Origin of the sequence: Streptomyces sp. Y20, assembly GCF_043195475.1 — a bacterium.
Classification (GTDB): Bacteria; Actinomycetota; Actinomycetes; order Streptomycetales; family Streptomycetaceae; genus Streptomyces.
In genome coordinates, this window is the sequence record NZ_JBIDDP010000014.1 from 124,427 (window position 1) to 141,049 (window position 16,623).

Genomic DNA, 16,623 nt, shown 5'->3' on the forward strand with positions numbered 1-16,623 from the left:
GGGTGTGCTGCGCCTGACAGTCAGGCGACCGGCGAGCGGCGGTCGGTGATGAGTTCCATGCGGACGGCGTCGCCGTCCAGCAGGGCGTCCAGCGGGGCCTGTGCCGCGCCTCGCGGCAGGACCGCGTCGGCGCCCGGGCCGGGGCGCACGTCGATCAGCCGGACGACGACGTCGTCGCGCTGGAAGATCGTGCTGCGCAGGACCGGGCTGTTCGGGTCCTCCGCCGCCTCCTCGTCGTGCCGGGCGAGCAGCTCGGCCAGCTGCATCCCGCTGCCCGGCCGGGCGGGGTAGTACAGCGCGTGCCGCTCGCCCTCGGGCAGTTCGTCCGCGCTGACGTGGTGGACGGCCGGCAGCGCCGCCCGGGTGAAGAACACCCGCGCGGACTCCTGGTCGTCGAGGTCCCGCTGCTGCTCCAGGTACGGGTTGATGGCCTCCTCGACGGCCCGTACCTCGGGCTGCCGGGCGACGTGGCGCAGGGCGGCGAGCAGGTCGCCGCGGACCTCGATGGCCCGCACGACCCGGTTGCCGTGCATGAACAGGGAGGTGCGCATCAGACGGGTGGTCTCGTCGACCCGCGCCTCGGGCGAGGCGTAGTCCGCGAGGATCTTCTCGACCTCCGGCTCGCTGCCCGGCTTCACCGTGAAGGTGAGCGCGTGCCGGATCACGCCGTCGCCGATCCGCGGGGACGTCTGGAGCCGGCGCTGGGCCGCGCTGGCCGCGGCGTCGCCGCCCGTCTCGCGGACGACGTGGAAGCGCAGCGAGCGGGTGTCCCGTACGCAGCTGTGGAGCGGCTCCACCATCCGCACGTGCTCCTCGCTGTTCACCCAGGCGAGGAACGGCGGGGCGCTCTCCCACTCGCTGGTGATGAGCCACTGGGAGGGGTTCTCGATCGACTGGCACAGCTGGTCGCTGACGTGCCCGGGCACGGACGCGACCTGGCTGCACAGTTGTTCGTAGGCCTCCAGGAACTGCTGCTGGGCGCCGTCGTGTACGTCCACCAGCAGGACGACCCGGAGGCGGGAGCCGTCGAACACGGACTGGGAGACCCGCTTCGACGCGTGTCGCGTCAGCTGTTCCGAAACCTTTTCCGATGTGGTGGTCATACTGCGCACATCTCCTTCACGGGGGGCAGGGCCGAACGCCGGCCGCCGATGACGCGACGTCAGCGCTTTCTGATCCTGTGCCGCTCCCCCGATGCGCGCGACTCGCGTGAACCACGCGGGTGATTGCGCACGCGGAACCCCTCGCACCGGGCATGGACACTCCGACACGCCCCACACCCCACCTCTGCCTCAGGAGCCTCGATGCAGCAGAAAGCCGATCACCAGGTTCCCGTCCTCGTCGTGGGCGGCTCTCTGGTGGGCCTGTCCATGTCCCTGTTCCTGGGCCGTCTCGGCGTACGGCACATGCTGGTCGAGCGGCACTCCGGAACCTCGGTCCACCCGCGCGGACGCGGCAACAACGTGCGGACGATGGAGCTGTTCCGGGGGGCCGGCGTCGAGCCGGGCATCAAGGAGGCGGCCTCGCTCCTCGCGGACAACCACGGCATCCTCCAGACCCCGAGCCTGACCGGTGACGCCGGGGAGTGGCTGTTCAGGGAGATCGATCCGGGCGGCGGGATCGCGAGACTCAGCCCCACGGGGTGGTGCCTGTGCAGCCAGAACGACCTGGAGCCCGTCCTCGTGAAGGGCGCCCGCGCGCTCGGCGGCGACCTGCGGTACTTCCACGAGCTGGAGTCGTTCGCACAGGACCCCGAAGGAGTGACGGCGTACGTCCGGGACCGCGACAGCGACCGGATGTACACCGTCCGCGCGGACTACCTGGTCGCGGCCGACGGTCCGCGCAGCCCCGTCCGGGGCCGGCTCGGCATCGGGCAGGACGGCCCCGGCGACCTCTTCGCCAACGTGAGCGTCACCTTCCGCTCCAAGCTGCTCGCCGACATCGTCGGCGACCGGCGCTTCATCTGCTGCTACCTCACCGACCCGGGGGGCGACGGGGCGCTGCTGCCGGTCGACAACAAGGAGAACTGGGTCTTCCACGCCCCCTGGCACCCGGAGCACGGCGAGACGCTGGAGGAGTTCACCGAGGAGCGGCTCCAGCGACACATCCGCCACGCGGTCGGCGCCCCGGACCTCGATGTCGAGATCACCGGAAAGGCGTCCTGGCGGGCCGCCGAACGGGTGGCCGAACGGTATGCGGCCGACCGGGTGTTCCTGGCGGGCGACTCCGCCCACGAGATGTCGCCGACCGGCGCGTTCGGCTCCAACACCGGCATCCAGGACGCCCACAACCTGGCCTGGAAGCTGGCCGCCGTGCTCGGCGGCTGGGCCGGGCCCGGCCTGCTCGCGACGTACGACACCGAGCGCCGGCCGGTGGCCTCGGCGACCAGCGCCCGGGCCTCGGTCCGCTCGGTGGAGCACAGCCACCCCGGTTTCGCGCCCGCCCCCGGCATCGGCGGCGGCAAGCGCGGCGGCATCCTCAACGTGGTCCTCGGCTACCGCTACCCCGAGGGCGCCGTCGTGGGCGCCGACCCGGACCAGCCGGTCGTACCCGACGGGCTGCGGCTGACCGGGGAGCCCGGCAGCCGGGCCCCGCACCTGTGGCTGCGCCGCGCGGGCGAGCGGATCTCCACGCTCGACCTGTACGAGCGGTCACCGGTGCTGCTCTGCGACGCCGGGTCGGCCGCCGGCGCCGGCTGGCACGCCGCCGCCCGCCGCGTCGCCGGCACGGACGGCGTGCCGCTGGAGGCGTACCGGATCGGTGCGGGCACGGACGCCGGGCTGACGTACGACACGGAGGGTGACGACTGGGCGGCGGCCCACGGCGTCACGGCCGACGGGGCGGTACTGGTGCGGCCGGACGGATTCGTGGCCTGGCGCGCCTCCGGCACGGTCCGCGATCAGGAGAGCGGGCTGCGGGAGGCGCTGGCGGAGGTTCTGCGCCGCGGCTGAGACACGCCCGTACGCGGCGGAAGTCACCCGCACGGGGGTGCGGGCGGCATCCCGGCGCTGTGCGTGAGCGCCGTGCGGGCGGGATGCCGGCGCCGTCCGGGATGCGGGCGGGGTGCGGCAGGCGTGCTGCCCCTGGCCTGCGGGCGGCGTCCGGCAGCGGTGTCGGCTCCGGCGTGCGGGCGGCGCCGGGGGTGTCGGCGCCGTCCGGGGCGGGCCGGGGCGCCGGGCGTCAGGTGCCGGCCGGGGCGGGCGTCAGATGCGGACCTCGACCGTCCTGGCGAGCCGGTCGTGCAGGCCGCGGCCGTCCCGGTCCCAGACCAGGGCGGGGATCGCGAGGCACAGCAGGGCCGTGCGCAGCAGCGAGCGTCCCGGGCTGACGGTGCCGGTCTCCAGGGCCACGACCCGGATGCCGAACAGGCGCTTGCCCGGGGTGAAGCCGACCGTGCCGACGGTCAGGGCGCTCAGGAGGAAGAAGACGCCGAGTGCCCAGTTGCTGGTGGCGGGGCCGTAGCCGTGGGTGATCAGGCCGTATGCGATCAGCACACACAGCGCCCAGTCCACGGCGATGGCGCCGAGCCGCCGTCCGGGCCGTGCGATCGAGTTCGGCCCGTCCTCCGGGAGGCCGAGCTGCTCGCCCCGGTATCCGAAGTCGGCGCCCGCGTCCTCCATGGCCGCGCGGGGGCCGGAGAGCCACGATCCGAGTGCCTGCCTGTTGTCCACCCTTCCACGGTACTGTGCCCGATTCCGGCACTACGCCCAGGGGTGTGGCCGGCGCTACGGTGGACATGTGGCTGGTTAACTTCTGTGAAACAAACGAGTCACGCCCGAGAAATCACCCGTCCCTAGGGTCGAGACCAGCGTGTGCCACCGCACTGGCCGCACGAACGATCTACCACCCCGGCGTCGACGGTCGGGAGTAGGAGGAGCTGGATGTTCCAGAACGCCGACGAGGCCAAGAAGTACATCGCGGACGAGGACGTCAAGTTCGTCGACGTCCGATTCTGCGACCTGCCGGGCGTCATGCAGCACTTCACGTTGCCCGCCGAGGCGTTCGACCCTGACGCCGAGCAGGCGTTCGACGGGTCCTCGATCCGCGGTTTCCAGGCCATCCACGAGTCGGACATGGCCCTGCGGCCCGACCTGTCCACCGCGCGAGTCGACCCGTTCCGCCGGGACAAGACCCTCAACATCAACTTCTTCATCCACGACCCGATCACGGGCGAGCAGTACTCCCGTGACCCGCGCAACGTGGCGAAGAAGGCGGAGGCCTACCTCGCCTCGACCGGTATCGCGGACACCGCGTACTTCGGTCCCGAGGCCGAGTTCTACGTCTTCGACTCCGTGCGCTTCCGGACCGCCGAGAACGAGTCCTTCTACCACATCGACTCCGAGGCGGGCGCCTGGAACACCGGCGCGCTGGAGGACAACCGCGGGTACAAGGTCCGCTACAAGGGTGGTTACTTCCCGGTCCCGCCGGTCGACCACTTCGCCGACCTGCGCGCCGAGATCTCCCTGGAGCTGGAGCGGTCCGGCCTGAAGGTCGAGCGCCAGCACCACGAGGTGGGCACCGCCGGCCAGGCGGAGATCAACTACAAGTTCAACACGCTGCTCGCCGCCGCAGACGACCTCCAGCTCTTCAAGTACATCGTGAAGAACATCGCCTGGCGCAACGGCAAGACCGCGACCTTCATGCCGAAGCCCATCTTCGGTGACAACGGCTCGGGCATGCACGTGCACCAGTCGCTGTGGAGCAACGGCGACCCGCTGTTCTACGACGAGGCCGGTTACGCGGGCCTGTCGGACACCGCCCGCTACTACATCGGCGGCATCCTCAAGCACGCGCCGTCGCTGCTGGCCTTCACCAACCCGACGGTGAACTCCTACCACCGCCTGGTGCCGGGCTTCGAGGCGCCGATCAACCTGGTGTACTCGCAGCGCAACCGCTCCGCCGCGATGCGTATCCCGATCACGGGTTCCAACCCGAAGGCCAAGCGCGTCGAGTTCCGCGCCCCGGACTCCTCCGGCAACCCGTACCTGGCCTTCTCCGCGCTGCTGCTGGCCGGTCTGGACGGCATCAAGAACAAGATCGAGCCGGCCGAGCCGATCGACAAGGACCTCTACGAGCTGGCTCCCGAGGAGCACGCGAACGTGGCCCAGGTCCCGACCTCCCTCGGCGCGGTCCTGGACCGCCTCGAGGCCGACCACGAGTTCCTCCTCCAGGGCGACGTCTTCACGCCCGACCTGATCGAGACGTGGATCGACTTCAAGCGCACCAACGAGATCGCCCCGCTCCAGCTGCGCCCGCACCCGCACGAGTTCGAGCTGTACTTCGACGTGTGACAGTCCCCCCCCGAGCGCTGACCGGGCCCCGCTCCTCTCCGCACGGAGAGCGGCGGGGCCTCGTCGTCGGGCCGGACGACCGATCCGCTCCCCTGCGCAACCTTTCGCGCTTCCCGAACTTCCTATTGTCGGGGGATCATCCTTCCGGGCTCTGCCGGACGAGAGAGGTTGAACGGGGATGGCGGAACAGGACGACTGGGAGCGCGAGTTCGATCACAGGTGGGCGAACTCGGCCGAGCACAAGGAGCCCTCCGCGCGGGCCCGGATGCTCGCCGCCCGCTGGAAGGAGAACCCGCCGGACCCGGCGCCGTTCCGCGCCGACCCCGGTCCGGCGCCGCGCCGCTCGTCGTGGGTGTCGACGGCCGTGGTGCTCGGCTGCGTGGCCGTAGTGATCGTCCTGCTGGGTTACGCGCAGATGCGCTCCTCCTACTGAGGCGCGCCGGCGCGGCCCGCTGCCCTTTTGCCGCTCCTGGGGCCGTTCCCGACCGCTTCATGGGGACCGGCGGGTGCACACTGGATGCGGGACGAGTGCCTGACTGCGGGGTGGTGCAGCATGCAGAGCCGTTTTCGGAGCGACCGGCGCCTGACCGTGCGCATGGGGCTGACGCTGTTCCTGCTCGGGCTGCTGTACGTGGGGTTCGTCGCCGCGCTGATCGTGCTGCTGCGGTCCTGGGTGCTGGTCGCCGTCCTGATCGGGGCGATGTTCGTCGCGCAGTTCTGGTTCTCCGACCGGATCGCCATGTTCGCGATGCGCGGGCGGGTCGTGGAGCGGGAGGAGTATCCGGAGCTGCACGCGGTGGTGGACCGGCTGTGCGCGATGGCCGACCTGTCCAAGCCGGCGGTCGCCGTGTCCCGGATGGACATGCCGAACGCGTTCGCGACCGGGCGCAGCCCCGAGCACGCGGTGGTCTGCGTGACCACCGGGCTGCTGCGCCGGCTGGATCCCGGGGAGCTGGAGGGTGTGCTGGCGCACGAGCTGTCGCACGTGCGGCACAAGGACGTCGCCGTGATCACGATCGCGTCGTTCCTCGGGGTGCTCGCCGGTCTGGTCGTACGGTTCGCCCTCTACTCGCAGATCCTGGGCGGGGGCCGGCGGGACCAGAACACGGCCGCCGTGCTCGCCGCCGTACTGGGCGTCTCCCTGGCCGTGTACGCGCTGAGCTTCCTGCTGATCCGGGCGCTGTCGCGCTACCGGGAGCTGGCGGCCGACCGTGCGGCGGCCCTCCTCACCGGGCGGCCCTCGGCACTGGCGTCGGCGCTCACCAAGGTGTCCGGGGAGATCGCCCGGATCCCGGCCGAGGACCTGCGCACGGTGCAGGCGTTCAACGCCTTCTACTTCACCCCGGCGACCGGCGGGAAGGCCGGTCTGGAGCGGTTCTTCTCCACCCACCCGGCCCTGGAGCAGCGGCTGGAGCAGCTCGGCCGGATCTCGGCGGAGCTGGGCGAGGCCGCCCGCCCGGGCGGGGCGGGGTGAGCCGGTGGGCCTGCTGGACATCCTGCTGGGCCGTACGAGACCGGTCGCGCCGGATCTCGACCGGCTGTTCGCGCTGCCCTCCGCCGCCGTGACCCTCGAGGCGGCGGCCGGTTTCACGGCGACCGGGGACGGGGCGGTGTGCTTCGCCACCGTGGAGGGGGCGGCCTTCGAGCAGACCCATCGTGAGGTGCGGGCGCTGCTGGACGCGGACAGCGACCGCACCGGCCCGCCGGTCGAGCTGTGCCGGGACGATTACGGCTACTCCTGGCTGGTGTCCCGCCGCTCCCCCGACCGGCTGCCGCAGCTCGTGGGCGACCTGCACGCGGTGAACACGTCGATGGAGGCCAACGGATTCGGTCCGCAACTGCTGTGCTCCCTGGCCGGTTTCACGGACGACACCGGCCGGAAGCTGGCGCTCGTCTACCTGTACAAGCGCGGAACGTTCTACCCGTTCGCCCCGCTGTCCGGTGGCGGCGGGCGGCGGGACGGAGCGCTGGAGCTCCAGGTGCGGGCGGCGCTCGGCGACGACCTGCGGATCGAGCCGGACCTGGGCCGCTGGTTCCCGGTCTGGGGCGCCCCCGGCCTGTGACGTCCGGCGGCGGCCCCTGCTCACGGCCGGCCCTTCTCCTGTTCCTGCCGCCGCGCCTCGGCGGGCCGTTCCCGGCGGTAGCGCCGTTCCCATCCGGCCTGGCGGTCCCGGTGCTCACGGTAGGTCCGGTAGCTGTCGGGCGGGGTGGCCGGTCCGGCCGGCGGGGCCGCACCGGGCGAGCCGCGCCCGTGCGTCGCGTACAGGTACAGCAGTGCCACGGCGGCGAGCCACCAGAGGTGGTTGCCGCATCCGAGGAGCACCAGGACGACGGTGCCGGTCGCGAGGGTGCCACGCATGACGGTCCTCCCTGGGGCGGCGCGAGGGGCGGAGGGCGTCGGTCGCCACCTCCGTTCGCTCAGCGTAGGGAGTGTGTCACGGTGGGTGCATCAGGTTTTCCGGGCGCGCGACCGCCGTGAGTGAATGACCCGCATGGACGATCTCACCGGTTTCAGCTACGCGTACGACGGCGAACGGCTCAGCGGGGTGAGCGCCGGTCCGGCCGGCCGGGCCACGGCGGTCCTGCTGCACGGTGCCGGCAACGGCAGCAAGGACCGGCTGTCGCCGCTGCTCGCCGACTTCGCCGCCCGCGGATGCCGCGCCCTGGCGTTCGACTTCTCCGGACACGGCGACAGCACGGGCGCGCTCGCGGAGCTGAGCCTGCGCCGGCGCTACGAGCAGGCGGTGGCGGTGCTCGACGCGCACGCCCCGGCGGACGAGCCGCTGATCCTGGTCGGTTTCAGCATGAGCGGCCAGACGGTCGCGGATCTGACGCGGCACTACGGACGCCGGGTCGCCGCCGTCGGCCTGTGCGCGCCCGCCGTCTACGCCCCCGAGGCCTGGGAAGTGCCGTTCGGCGACGGTGACGGCCGCTTCTCGGAGATCATCCGCACCCCGGACAGCTGGCGGACCTCCCCCGCCCTGGCGGCCTTCTCGTCCTACGAGGGCCGGGCGGTCCTGGTGGTCCCGGGCACCGACACGGTCATCCCGGCGGTGGTGACCCGGGCGGTGCAGGAGGCGCTGTCGGCCCGCGCGCGGTTCTCACGCCTGGTGCTGCCGGACGCCGACCACTGGCTGGGGCTGTGGCTGCGCGACCACGCGGCGGACCGGACGGCGCTGGTGGAGGCGCTGGTGGAGGCCGTGGCGGAGCGGGAGCCGACGGCGTGACGGTGCCGGGTGCCCCGCACCGGCGGGGCACCCGGCGAGCCGGCCGGCTCAGCGGGAGTAACGCATCAGCGCCCGCACCATGCGGCACGTCGTGTCGGACGGCGGACGCATCCCGATCCGCTCGGCCGTGGTGCGGATGGTCTCGTCACGGGCCTCGCCCGGCAGATGGACCCCGGAGTCCAGCAGGGCTATGGCCAGGCGCATGGCCTTCAGGCGCCGGTTGTGCGCGACGTACCACTCGCGGGGCCGTCCGGCGGGCAGCGGGCGCTTCGCCACGGGCTCGTAGGGCGAGTCGAACAGCACGGATCGCTTGGCGGTGGACTGGGTCGGCAACGGTTTCGGCTTCAGGGCGGCAGCGGGCACGGGCATCCTCCTGTCGCGGTCGGGGCAGCCGCCGGCCGTCCGGCGCCTGCCCTCGAACACTGCCTCCATTCTACTGCCGGGCACTGACAACCGGGGGTGCGCGGGAGTCAGCAAACCAGCAGGTGGGGACGGAAATTGGTGCTCCGTCACAGCTGATACCGGTGAGGTCGCCGAGGTCGCATGAATTCGAACAGGAACGGGGCCGGGTACCGTGTGCCGCATGGAAATCTGGATCAACCCGGCCTGTTCCAAGTGCCGTAGCGCCCTCAGCCTGCTGGACGCCGAGAAAGCCGATTACACCGTCCGCCGCTATCTGGAGGACGTGCCGGGCGAGGACGAGATCAGGGCCGTTCTGGAGCGGCTGGGCCTGGAGCCGTGGGACATCACCCGCACCCAGGAGGCGGTCGCCAAGGAGCTGGGGATCGGGGACTGGGCCCGGGACGAGGCGTCGCGGGGGCGGTGGATCACGGCTCTCGCCGAGCATCCCCGGCTGATCCAGCGGCCCATCATCACCGCCGACGACGGCACGGCCCTGGTCGCGCGCACCGAGGAGGCCGTGCGGGAGGCCGTCTCCCGCGGCAGGGAGAGCTGAGCACTTCTCAACTCGGCTGTGACCCACGTTACTTGAGACAGTGCCGTGAGGGTTGAGTCACTCCGTTCGGTATCTCGTACATAGCGCCGTACGCTCCCCTCTCTCTTCAGGAGGCGCGCATGTCGCGCAGGCGAAGTCTCGGTACGAAGAAGAAGATCGCGCTGCTCGTCAGCGCCGCGGCGGTGGCGGGCGGCGGGGCCTTCGCACTGGCCGGCACGTCCGGCGCCGCGCAGCCGCAGCAGGCGAAGACGCTGTCCGCCGGTGATTCGACGGTCTGCCAGGGGCTCGCCACCGCCCTCGGCAACAACCAGAAGTTCATCGACGGCCAGAAGGCGAACCCGGACGCGCAGTCGGCGGCCCGGATCGCCAACCGGCAGGCGGTCATCGACCAGATCAAGGTCCAGCAGAAGGCGTCCGGTTGCACCGTTGGGGAGTCGGCTCAGGGCTCTCAGACGGCGCAGGGCTCCCAGGCGGCGCCGAGCGGCAACGCCCAGCAGGGCGGGGGCCAGCAGGGCGGGGGCCAGCAGGGCGGGGGCCAGCAGGCCGGGGGCGCCCAGCAGCAGGCAGGGGGCGCCCAGCAGGCCTCCGGTCAGCAGGTGTGCAAGGGCTCCACCGTGACGCTCTCCGGTGAGGGCGGGGCCCCGGCCGCGTCCAGCAGCCAGTTCCCGGCGGGGACGACCCTCAAGGTCACCAACCTGGACAACAACAAGTCCACCACGGTGAAGGTGACGTCCGTCTCCGGCAGCTGCGTCCTGCTGAACAACGCCGCGTTCGAGCAGGTCCGCGAGCCCGGCAAGTTCCTCATCCGGCGGGCGGTGATCGAGAAGGTGGGGTGAGGCCCGGACCGGGAACCGGTCCGGTGACGCGGGTGTCCTGCCGTGCACCGCCAGGGGCGGCAGGACACCCGCGCCCCCTACCGCGGCCGGCCGCGCCTGACCAGGTGAACCGCGGCACGGGACATCCGGGTGGCACGGGGTTCACGCGCGGGCGAGCCGGCCTCGACGAGCGGCTGACGGGCCGGCACGAGAGGGCTCGGCGGGACGAGTTCTCGTACGGCGTCTCCGAGCACGGCGCCTCGGGCCTATCCCGTGGCAGGTGGAGAAGGACGCAAGGGCCACCTCGAGGACCGCCGCCCGAACGCCAACGTCGACCCGTACGTGGTGACCCGCCCGCTGGTGGACACCTGCTGCGCCGCACCGGAGAAGGCCGGGCAGGTCTGATCCGCCGCCGCTTCCGAGGGGCGCCCGCCGTCATGGCTGGCGCCCCTCGCGCATGCCGCCGTGTCCCCCGCCGCAGCGGTGCCGTCCGATGGGTGAGACGGAATCCCGGACACGTCGACCGGTCGCCAGGCCCCTGACCGGGCCAGCAGGCCGGTCCCGTGGCCGCGCGCCATGTCAATTTGATGCCAAGGAAGCGTCCAAGTAGTGAGAGGAGACTCCTGCCCGCCGTGCGCCTCTGCTTCAATGGGCCCATGGCCGGCTTCCAGATGATCACCTCGACGGGTCGTCACGACCTCGAGCCGTTCTGGCCTTCCCGTCAGCACCATGACTTCGATCGTGTGTGTTGCCGCGCGATGAACGCGCGGGCCCTCTAAAGCCGTACACCCCCGGCCTTCGGCCCAGCGCGAAACGACGTACGTCCCCGGCGCGCCCGACCACGAATCGTGGCCGCCGTCCTGCCCGACGAACCTCTCGCGCGAAAGAGCTGACCTCTCATGGCGACCACCCGTTCCCTCTCCACCGCCGCCGTCGACTCCCCCGCCCAGAACGGCTCCCGGCACCGGCTGCGCGCCGTCGACCGGGACGAGGTGGTGGACGTGGCGGACTTCCTGCCGCCCGGCGCCACCTGGCTGCCCGCGCCGCAGCACGCCCTGCCCGCCCTGCCCGGCCGGCCGCCGATGGTCGGCTACCTGGTGCTGGTCCCGGCCGACCAGCGGCCCCCGTTCCTGCCGGTCGCGGTCCCGGACCAGCCGGAGGCCGGGCAGGACGGCGGTGACACCGAGCCGCTGGTGCGGATCGACCCCGTGCAGCGCACCGCCAGCGTGGACGGCCGTGAACTCGACCTGACCTACCTGGAGTACGAGCTGCTCGCGCACCTGGTGGCGCACCCGCACCGGGTGCACACCCGCGACCAGCTGGTCACCACGGTGTGGGGGTACGGCCACGTCGGTGACGGACGCACCGTCGACGTCCACATCGCCCGGCTGCGCCGCAAGCTGGGCGCCCAGCACCGTCAGACCATCCAGACCGTGCGCCGCGTCGGCTACAAGTACACCCCGCCGGCGGGCCGCTGACCCTCCCCGGCTCTGCCCTCGGCAGAGCCGGGTTCCGGGCCGCCCCCGGACGGGGCACCATCCCGGCATGAGACTTCTGGTGCTGGGCGGTACGGAGTTCGTGGGGCGGGCCGTCGTGGAGGCCGCGCTCGGACGCGGCTGGGAGGTGACCGTCTTCCACCGGGGACGGCACCGGCCTCCGCCGGGCGTGCGGGCGTTGCACGGTGACCGCACCGCCGCCGACGGCCTCGCCGCGCTCACGGCGGACGGCGGCGACTGGGACGCCGTGGTCGACACCTGGTCGGGCGCTCCGCGTGCCGTGGACGCGGCGGCCCGGCTGCTGCGCGACCGGGCCGGGCGGTACGCGTACGTCTCCAGCCGGTCGGTGTACGCCTCGCCCCGGCCCAGCGGCGGCACGGAGGACGCGCCGCTGGTCGAGGGCGCGGCCGCCGGTCTGGAGGCGACGGACTACGCCCGGGACAAGCGGGGCGGCGAGCTGGCCGCCGTCGGGGCCTTCGGCGCCGCCGGTTCCCTCCTGGTCCGGGCCGGGCTGATCCTCGGCCCGTACGAGAACATCGGCCGGCTGCCCTGGTGGCTGACCCGTATCGCCCGCGGCGGCCCCGTCCTCGCGCCCGGCCCGCGCGGGCTGCCCCTCCAGTACGTCGACGCGCGCGACCTCGCCGACTGGCTGCTGGGCGGTGTGGAGAGGGGGTTGAGCGGGCCGTACAACCTGGCGAGCCCGCTCGGCCACACCACGACGGACGAGCTGCTGCGGGCCTGCGTGCGCGTCACCGGCTCGGACGCGGAGCTGCGCTGGACCGATCCCGACGTGATCCTCGGCGCCGGGATCGCGCCGTGGACGGAGCTGCCGGTGTGGGTGCCGCCGGACGGCGAACTGCACACCGCGGTGTACGGCGCCGACGTCTCGCGGGCGCTGGCGACGGGCCTCATGTGCCGGCCGGCCGCCGAGACGGTCGCGGACACCTGGCGGTGGCTGACCGAGTCGGGGGGCACGGCCCCGCTGCGGCCGGACCTGCCCCCCACGGGGCTTGACCCGCGGGTGGAGGCGAGGCTCCTGGCCGGCGCCGGGGGTGTACCTGGCACCACCCCCTGACGTGGGGCTCCGCCCAGTGACCGGGCGGGCCGGGCCCGACAGACTGGCGCCATGGACACGGACACGCACGAGGACGACTTCCGCAGCCACGCCCGGCAGGCGGTGCTGGCCGCGGTACGGGGGCTCGTCCTCGCCCTGGTGATGATGCCGGTGACGCTGCTGTGCCTCACCCTGACCCTCGTCTCGCTGGAACTCCTCCCGGTCGGCGTCGGGTTCCTGCTGGTTCCCTGGATCCTCGGCGGGCTGCGGGACTACGCGAACACCCGGCGCCGGCTGGCCGAGGAGTGGTGCGGGGTGCGGATCCCGGTGACGTACCGGCCCGTCCCGGCGGCCGCCGGCCCCTGGACGCGGACCGTCACCATGCTCCGTGACCCGCAGACCTGGCGGGACGTGCGCTGGCTGCTGGCCGACATGACGGCCGGTTTCGTCACCGCCGTGCTCCCGGCCCTGGTGGTGTTCTTCCCGTTCCAGGGGCTGCTGCTGCCGGCCGGGCTGTGGCGCGCGTACGTGTCCGGTCCGGCCGACACCTACTGGTACGCCTTCGTGCCGGTCACCGGTGAGGCCACCGCCGTCCTCGCCGCCGCGCTCGCCGCCGCGCTGCTGGTGTTCGGCCACCGCTTCGCCCCGCGGCTGCTCACCGCGCACTTCCGGCTCACCCGGGCCGTCCTCGGCGGCGACCAGGGCGAACTCGTGGAGCGGGTGCGGGTGCTGACCGAGACCCGGCAGCACGCGGTCGACACCTCGGCCGTGGAGCTGCGCCGCATCGAGCGGGACCTGCACGACGGCGCCCAGGCGCGGCTGGTCGCCATGGGCATGGACCTGGGCACCATCGAGATGCTGGTCGAACGGGACCCGGCGCAGGCGAAGCGGCTGATCGCCCAGGCCCGGCGGAACTCCGCGGAGGCGCTGGAGGAACTGCGCGACCTGGTGCGCGGCATCCACCCGCCGGTCCTCGCCGAACGCGGACTCGGCGACGCGGTACGGGCGTTGGCGCTCAGGCTGCCGTCGGCCACGGAGGTGTCCGTGGAACTGCCGGGCCGCGCGGAGGCGCCGGTCGAGTCGGCCGCCTACTTCGCGGTCAGCGAGGTGCTCACCAACGCGGTCAAGCACTCCGGGGCCGACCGGATCTGGATCGACGTGCACCACGACGACGGCCGGCTGCGCATCACGGTCACGGACAACGGGCAGGGCGGCGCGGCGGTCGGGCCCGGCTCCGGGCTCACCGGGATCGAGCGGCGGCTCGGTACATTCGACGGAGTCCTGGCCGTCAGCAGCCCCGCCGGCGGTCCCACCATGGTGACCATGGAGATCCCGTGCGTGTTGTCCTAGCGGAAGACCTGTTCCTGCTGCGCGACGGACTGGTGCGGATGCTGGAGGCCTACGGCTTCGAGATCGCCGCCGCCGTCGGGACCGGTCCCGAACTCGCCCGCGCGCTGGCCGAGTCGGCGCCGGACGTGGCGGTGGTCGACGTACGCCTGCCGCCGACGCTCACCGACGAGGGTCTCCAGTGCGCGCTCGCGGCCCGACGGGAGCGGCCCGGGCTTCCGGTGCTGGTCCTCTCCCAGCACGTCGAGCAGCTGTACGCGCGCGAGCTGCTCGCCGACGGCGACGGCGGCATCGGCTATCTGCTGAAGGACCGGGTGTTCGACACGGACCAGTTCGTGGACGCGGTACGACGGGTGGCGGCGGGCGGTACGGCGATGGACCCGCAGGTGATCCGGCAACTGCTGTCGCGGCGGTCGGCCGCCGACCGGGCGCTGGCCCGCCTCACCCCGCGCGAGCGGGAGGTGCTGGAGCTGATGGCGCAGGGCCGGTCCAACGCGGGCATCGCGGCACAGCTGGTGGTGACGGAACGGGCCATTGCCAAACACACCTCCAACATCTTCGGCAAACTGGGCCTGGAGGTGTCGGACGATGACAACCGGCGCGTTCTGGCCGTGCTCGCCCACCTCGACCGCGACCGTTGATCTGTCTCGAACATCCGCTGCTCAAAAGGCTGTTGAGGCGTGTGTGACGCGGTGGTCCCGGGAAGAATTCACGGGACGGCTGAACACCTCTGCGACGGCGTGCGTATGGAAGGGCGCCGCTTCACTCCTGTCGGGCGCCTCGATGCTGCCCCGCAAGGAAGTCAGAGGAGTTCCATGGGACGCAACACACGCAAACGCCGTACGCCGTTGGCCACCAAGGCCATAGCCGCATCGGCGGCCCTAGCGCTCGGCGGGGGCGGGCTGATCTGGGCGAATTTCTACGCCTCGGCGCACGAGCCGGACCACCAGACGTGGGGAGGCAACCAGACGAAGGCCGCGACGGCGCAGGTCGCGACCATCTCCTGCCCGGACGTCGGCCAGAAGCTGACGAACGTGCCGAACGCGGCGCGTCAGGGCGTGGCGACGGAGCTGGCGGACCTCGACAAGCAGATCACCGAGGCCTACGCCAGGCTCGCCTCCACCCGCAACGCCCAGACAAGGGACACGAGCTTCGTACAGAACGCGATCGTCGGCCCTCTCAAGGAGAAGCGGGCGGCGACGATCGACCGGATCCGGATCGACATCCAGCGGGTCGGCGGTTCCTTCGACGACACGCTCCGGCAGCTCGCCGCCTGTACGACGCAGGCCGCCAACCAGACCAACGCCGGCGGCCAGCAAAGCGGTGGCCAGCAGAACAACACCGGCGGCCAGCAGCAGAACGGCGGTCAGCAGAACAACACCGGCGGTCAGCAGCAGAACGGCGGTCAGCAGCAGGGACAGAACGGGCAGCAGCAGGGCAACAACGGCCAGCAGGGCAACGTCGGCGGGCAGGCCGGCAACGGCCCCGCGGCGGCCGACTTCGTCGACATCACCAAGGTGGCGCCGAACGTCCAGGGCAAGCCGCGCAGGAGCGGCAACGCCTCGACCGGTACGTTCACCACACGCTGCGGCGTCAACGCCAACAAGAACCACAACACCGACAACGTGATCGTGGCGCCCGGCGTGACCAACGGCGCGCACCACCTGCACGACTACGTCGGCAACCAGAAGATCGACGCGTTCGCCAGCAACAACACGTTCCTCCAGGGCGGCACCAGCTGCCAGAACAGGAGCGACCTGTCGTCGTACTACTGGCCCGTCGTGCGCGTGCAGGACGGTTCGCAGGACTTCGACCAGAACAAGGACGGCGGCGGCAAGGAAGGCAACGTCGGCAAGATCCTCACCCCGGTCCAGGCCCAGATCAAGTACGTGGGCAGCCCTGCGGCCAAGGTGGTCGCGATGCCGCAGTTCCTGCGCATCATCACCGGTGACGCCAAGACCACCACCAACGGCCTGGCGAACGCCAACGCGCACTGGAGCTGCACCGGCTTCGAGAACAAGGTCCAGCTGACGCAGCAGTACCCGATCTGCCCGCAGGGCAGCAAGGTGGTGCGCACGTTCGCCTTCCAGAGCTGCTGGGACGGGCAGAACACCGACAGCGCCAACCACCGCACGCACGTCGCCTTCCCCGACCCGGCGAGCGGGGTCTGCCCGAACGGCTTCAAGGCGATCCCGCAGCTGACGATGCGCCTGGTGTACGACATCACCCCGCCGACCGTGCAGAACGGCCAGGTGAAGAACGCCTACGCGGTGGACGGCTTCCCGGAGCAGCTGCACAAGGCGGCCACGGACCACGACGACTTCATCAGCATCACGAAGAACGGACTGGCCAACAGGATCGCCAACTGCCTCAACCGGGGCCAGAACTGCTCCTGATCCCGGTGAGGGCCGCATGACAGAAGGCCGGTGACGGGTCCC

17 protein-coding genes and 1 pseudogene are annotated in these 16,623 nt (G+C 72.1%); 14 read left to right on the forward strand and 4 right to left on the reverse strand.

Going from position 1 to position 16,623, the window contains the following annotated elements:
* Positions 1–20 precede the first annotated feature (20 nt).
* A complete protein-coding gene (locus ACGFT1_RS29150; protein WP_373911964.1) occupies positions 21–1,103 on the reverse strand; it encodes a SchA/CurD-like domain-containing protein in 1,083 nt (360 codons plus the stop codon).
* A gap of 201 nt (positions 1,104–1,304) precedes the next feature.
* Here ACGFT1_RS29150 and ACGFT1_RS29155 point away from each other — a divergent pair, with 201 nt between their 5' ends.
* The gene (locus tag ACGFT1_RS29155; protein WP_373911965.1) at positions 1,305–2,951 is read left to right on the forward strand and encodes an FAD-dependent oxidoreductase; all 1,647 of its coding nucleotides are present in this window, start codon (positions 1,305–1,307) and stop codon (positions 2,949–2,951) included.
* Positions 2,952–3,203: 252 nt separating this feature from the next.
* Here the strand turns inward: ACGFT1_RS29155 and ACGFT1_RS29160 are convergent, their stop codons facing one another.
* Positions 3,204–3,671 carry an RDD family protein gene (locus tag ACGFT1_RS29160; protein ID WP_373911966.1) on the reverse strand — a complete coding sequence of 156 codons (468 nt, stop codon included), beginning with the start codon at positions 3,669–3,671 and terminating at the stop codon, positions 3,204–3,206.
* 210 nt (positions 3,672–3,881) lie between these two features.
* Here ACGFT1_RS29160 and glnA point away from each other — a divergent pair, with 210 nt between their 5' ends.
* The 4 genes from glnA (at position 3,882) to ACGFT1_RS29180 (ending at position 7,354) form a co-directional block, all read left to right on the forward strand.
* The gene (gene glnA, locus ACGFT1_RS29165; protein ID WP_373911967.1) at positions 3,882–5,291 is read left to right on the forward strand and encodes a type I glutamate--ammonia ligase; all 1,410 of its coding nucleotides are present in this window, start codon (positions 3,882–3,884) and stop codon (positions 5,289–5,291) included.
* 178 nt (positions 5,292–5,469) lie between these two features.
* Positions 5,470–5,724: a hypothetical protein gene (locus ACGFT1_RS29170; RefSeq protein WP_373911968.1), complete on the forward strand. Its 255-nt coding sequence runs from the start codon at positions 5,470–5,472 to the stop codon at positions 5,722–5,724.
* A gap of 120 nt (positions 5,725–5,844) precedes the next feature.
* The gene (gene htpX, locus ACGFT1_RS29175) at positions 5,845–6,765 is read left to right on the forward strand and encodes a zinc metalloprotease HtpX (RefSeq protein WP_373911969.1); all 921 of its coding nucleotides are present in this window, start codon (positions 5,845–5,847) and stop codon (positions 6,763–6,765) included.
* Between the two features lie 4 nt (positions 6,766–6,769).
* A complete protein-coding gene (locus ACGFT1_RS29180) occupies positions 6,770–7,354 on the forward strand; it encodes a hypothetical protein (RefSeq protein WP_373911970.1) in 585 nt (194 codons plus the stop codon).
* Between the two features lie 20 nt (positions 7,355–7,374).
* Here ACGFT1_RS29180 and ACGFT1_RS29185 read toward each other — a convergent pair whose 3' ends face one another.
* Complete coding sequence (locus ACGFT1_RS29185; RefSeq protein ID WP_373911971.1) at positions 7,375–7,650, reverse strand: hypothetical protein; 276 nt, start codon at positions 7,648–7,650, stop codon at positions 7,375–7,377.
* A 133-nt stretch (positions 7,651–7,783) separates the two neighbouring features.
* Between ACGFT1_RS29185 and ACGFT1_RS29190 the strand changes: the two genes are divergently transcribed.
* Entirely contained in the window at positions 7,784–8,518 is a 735-nt protein-coding gene (locus ACGFT1_RS29190; RefSeq protein ID WP_373911972.1) for an alpha/beta hydrolase, read from the forward strand.
* A 48-nt stretch (positions 8,519–8,566) separates the two neighbouring features.
* Here the strand turns inward: ACGFT1_RS29190 and ACGFT1_RS29195 are convergent, their stop codons facing one another.
* Complete coding sequence (locus tag ACGFT1_RS29195) at positions 8,567–8,881, reverse strand: hypothetical protein (protein ID WP_373911973.1); 315 nt, start codon at positions 8,879–8,881, stop codon at positions 8,567–8,569.
* 220 nt (positions 8,882–9,101) lie between these two features.
* On the opposite strand from ACGFT1_RS29195, the gene ACGFT1_RS29200 reads away from it, so the two are divergent.
* The 8 genes and pseudogenes from ACGFT1_RS29200 (at position 9,102) to ACGFT1_RS29235 (ending at position 16,581) form a co-directional block, all read left to right on the forward strand.
* Positions 9,102–9,473 carry an arsenate reductase family protein gene (locus ACGFT1_RS29200; protein ID WP_373911974.1) on the forward strand — a complete coding sequence of 124 codons (372 nt, stop codon included), beginning with the start codon at positions 9,102–9,104 and terminating at the stop codon, positions 9,471–9,473.
* A 119-nt stretch (positions 9,474–9,592) separates the two neighbouring features.
* Entirely contained in the window at positions 9,593–10,309 is a 717-nt protein-coding gene (locus ACGFT1_RS29205) for a hypothetical protein (protein WP_373911975.1), read from the forward strand.
* A 155-nt stretch (positions 10,310–10,464) separates the two neighbouring features.
* A pseudogene (locus tag ACGFT1_RS29210) lies at positions 10,465–10,693 on the forward strand (glutamine synthetase); the annotation flags it as partial.
* Between the two features lie 494 nt (positions 10,694–11,187).
* Positions 11,188–11,766, forward strand: a complete 579-nt coding sequence (locus ACGFT1_RS29215; RefSeq protein WP_373911976.1) for a winged helix-turn-helix domain-containing protein — start codon at positions 11,188–11,190, stop codon at positions 11,764–11,766.
* A 67-nt stretch (positions 11,767–11,833) separates the two neighbouring features.
* A complete protein-coding gene (locus tag ACGFT1_RS29220; protein WP_373911977.1) occupies positions 11,834–12,859 on the forward strand; it encodes an NAD-dependent epimerase/dehydratase family protein in 1,026 nt (341 codons plus the stop codon).
* Between the two features lie 51 nt (positions 12,860–12,910).
* Positions 12,911–14,188, forward strand: a complete 1,278-nt coding sequence (locus tag ACGFT1_RS29225; RefSeq protein ID WP_373911978.1) for a sensor histidine kinase — start codon at positions 12,911–12,913, stop codon at positions 14,186–14,188.
* Positions 14,173–14,826: a LuxR C-terminal-related transcriptional regulator gene (locus ACGFT1_RS29230; protein WP_373911979.1), complete on the forward strand. Its 654-nt coding sequence runs from the start codon at positions 14,173–14,175 to the stop codon at positions 14,824–14,826. Before ACGFT1_RS29225 ends, ACGFT1_RS29230 begins: the two co-directional genes overlap by 16 nt.
* A 174-nt stretch (positions 14,827–15,000) precedes the next feature.
* Positions 15,001–16,581, forward strand: a complete 1,581-nt coding sequence (locus ACGFT1_RS29235) for a DUF1996 domain-containing protein (protein ID WP_373911980.1) — start codon at positions 15,001–15,003, stop codon at positions 16,579–16,581.
* Positions 16,582–16,623 lie beyond the last annotated feature (42 nt).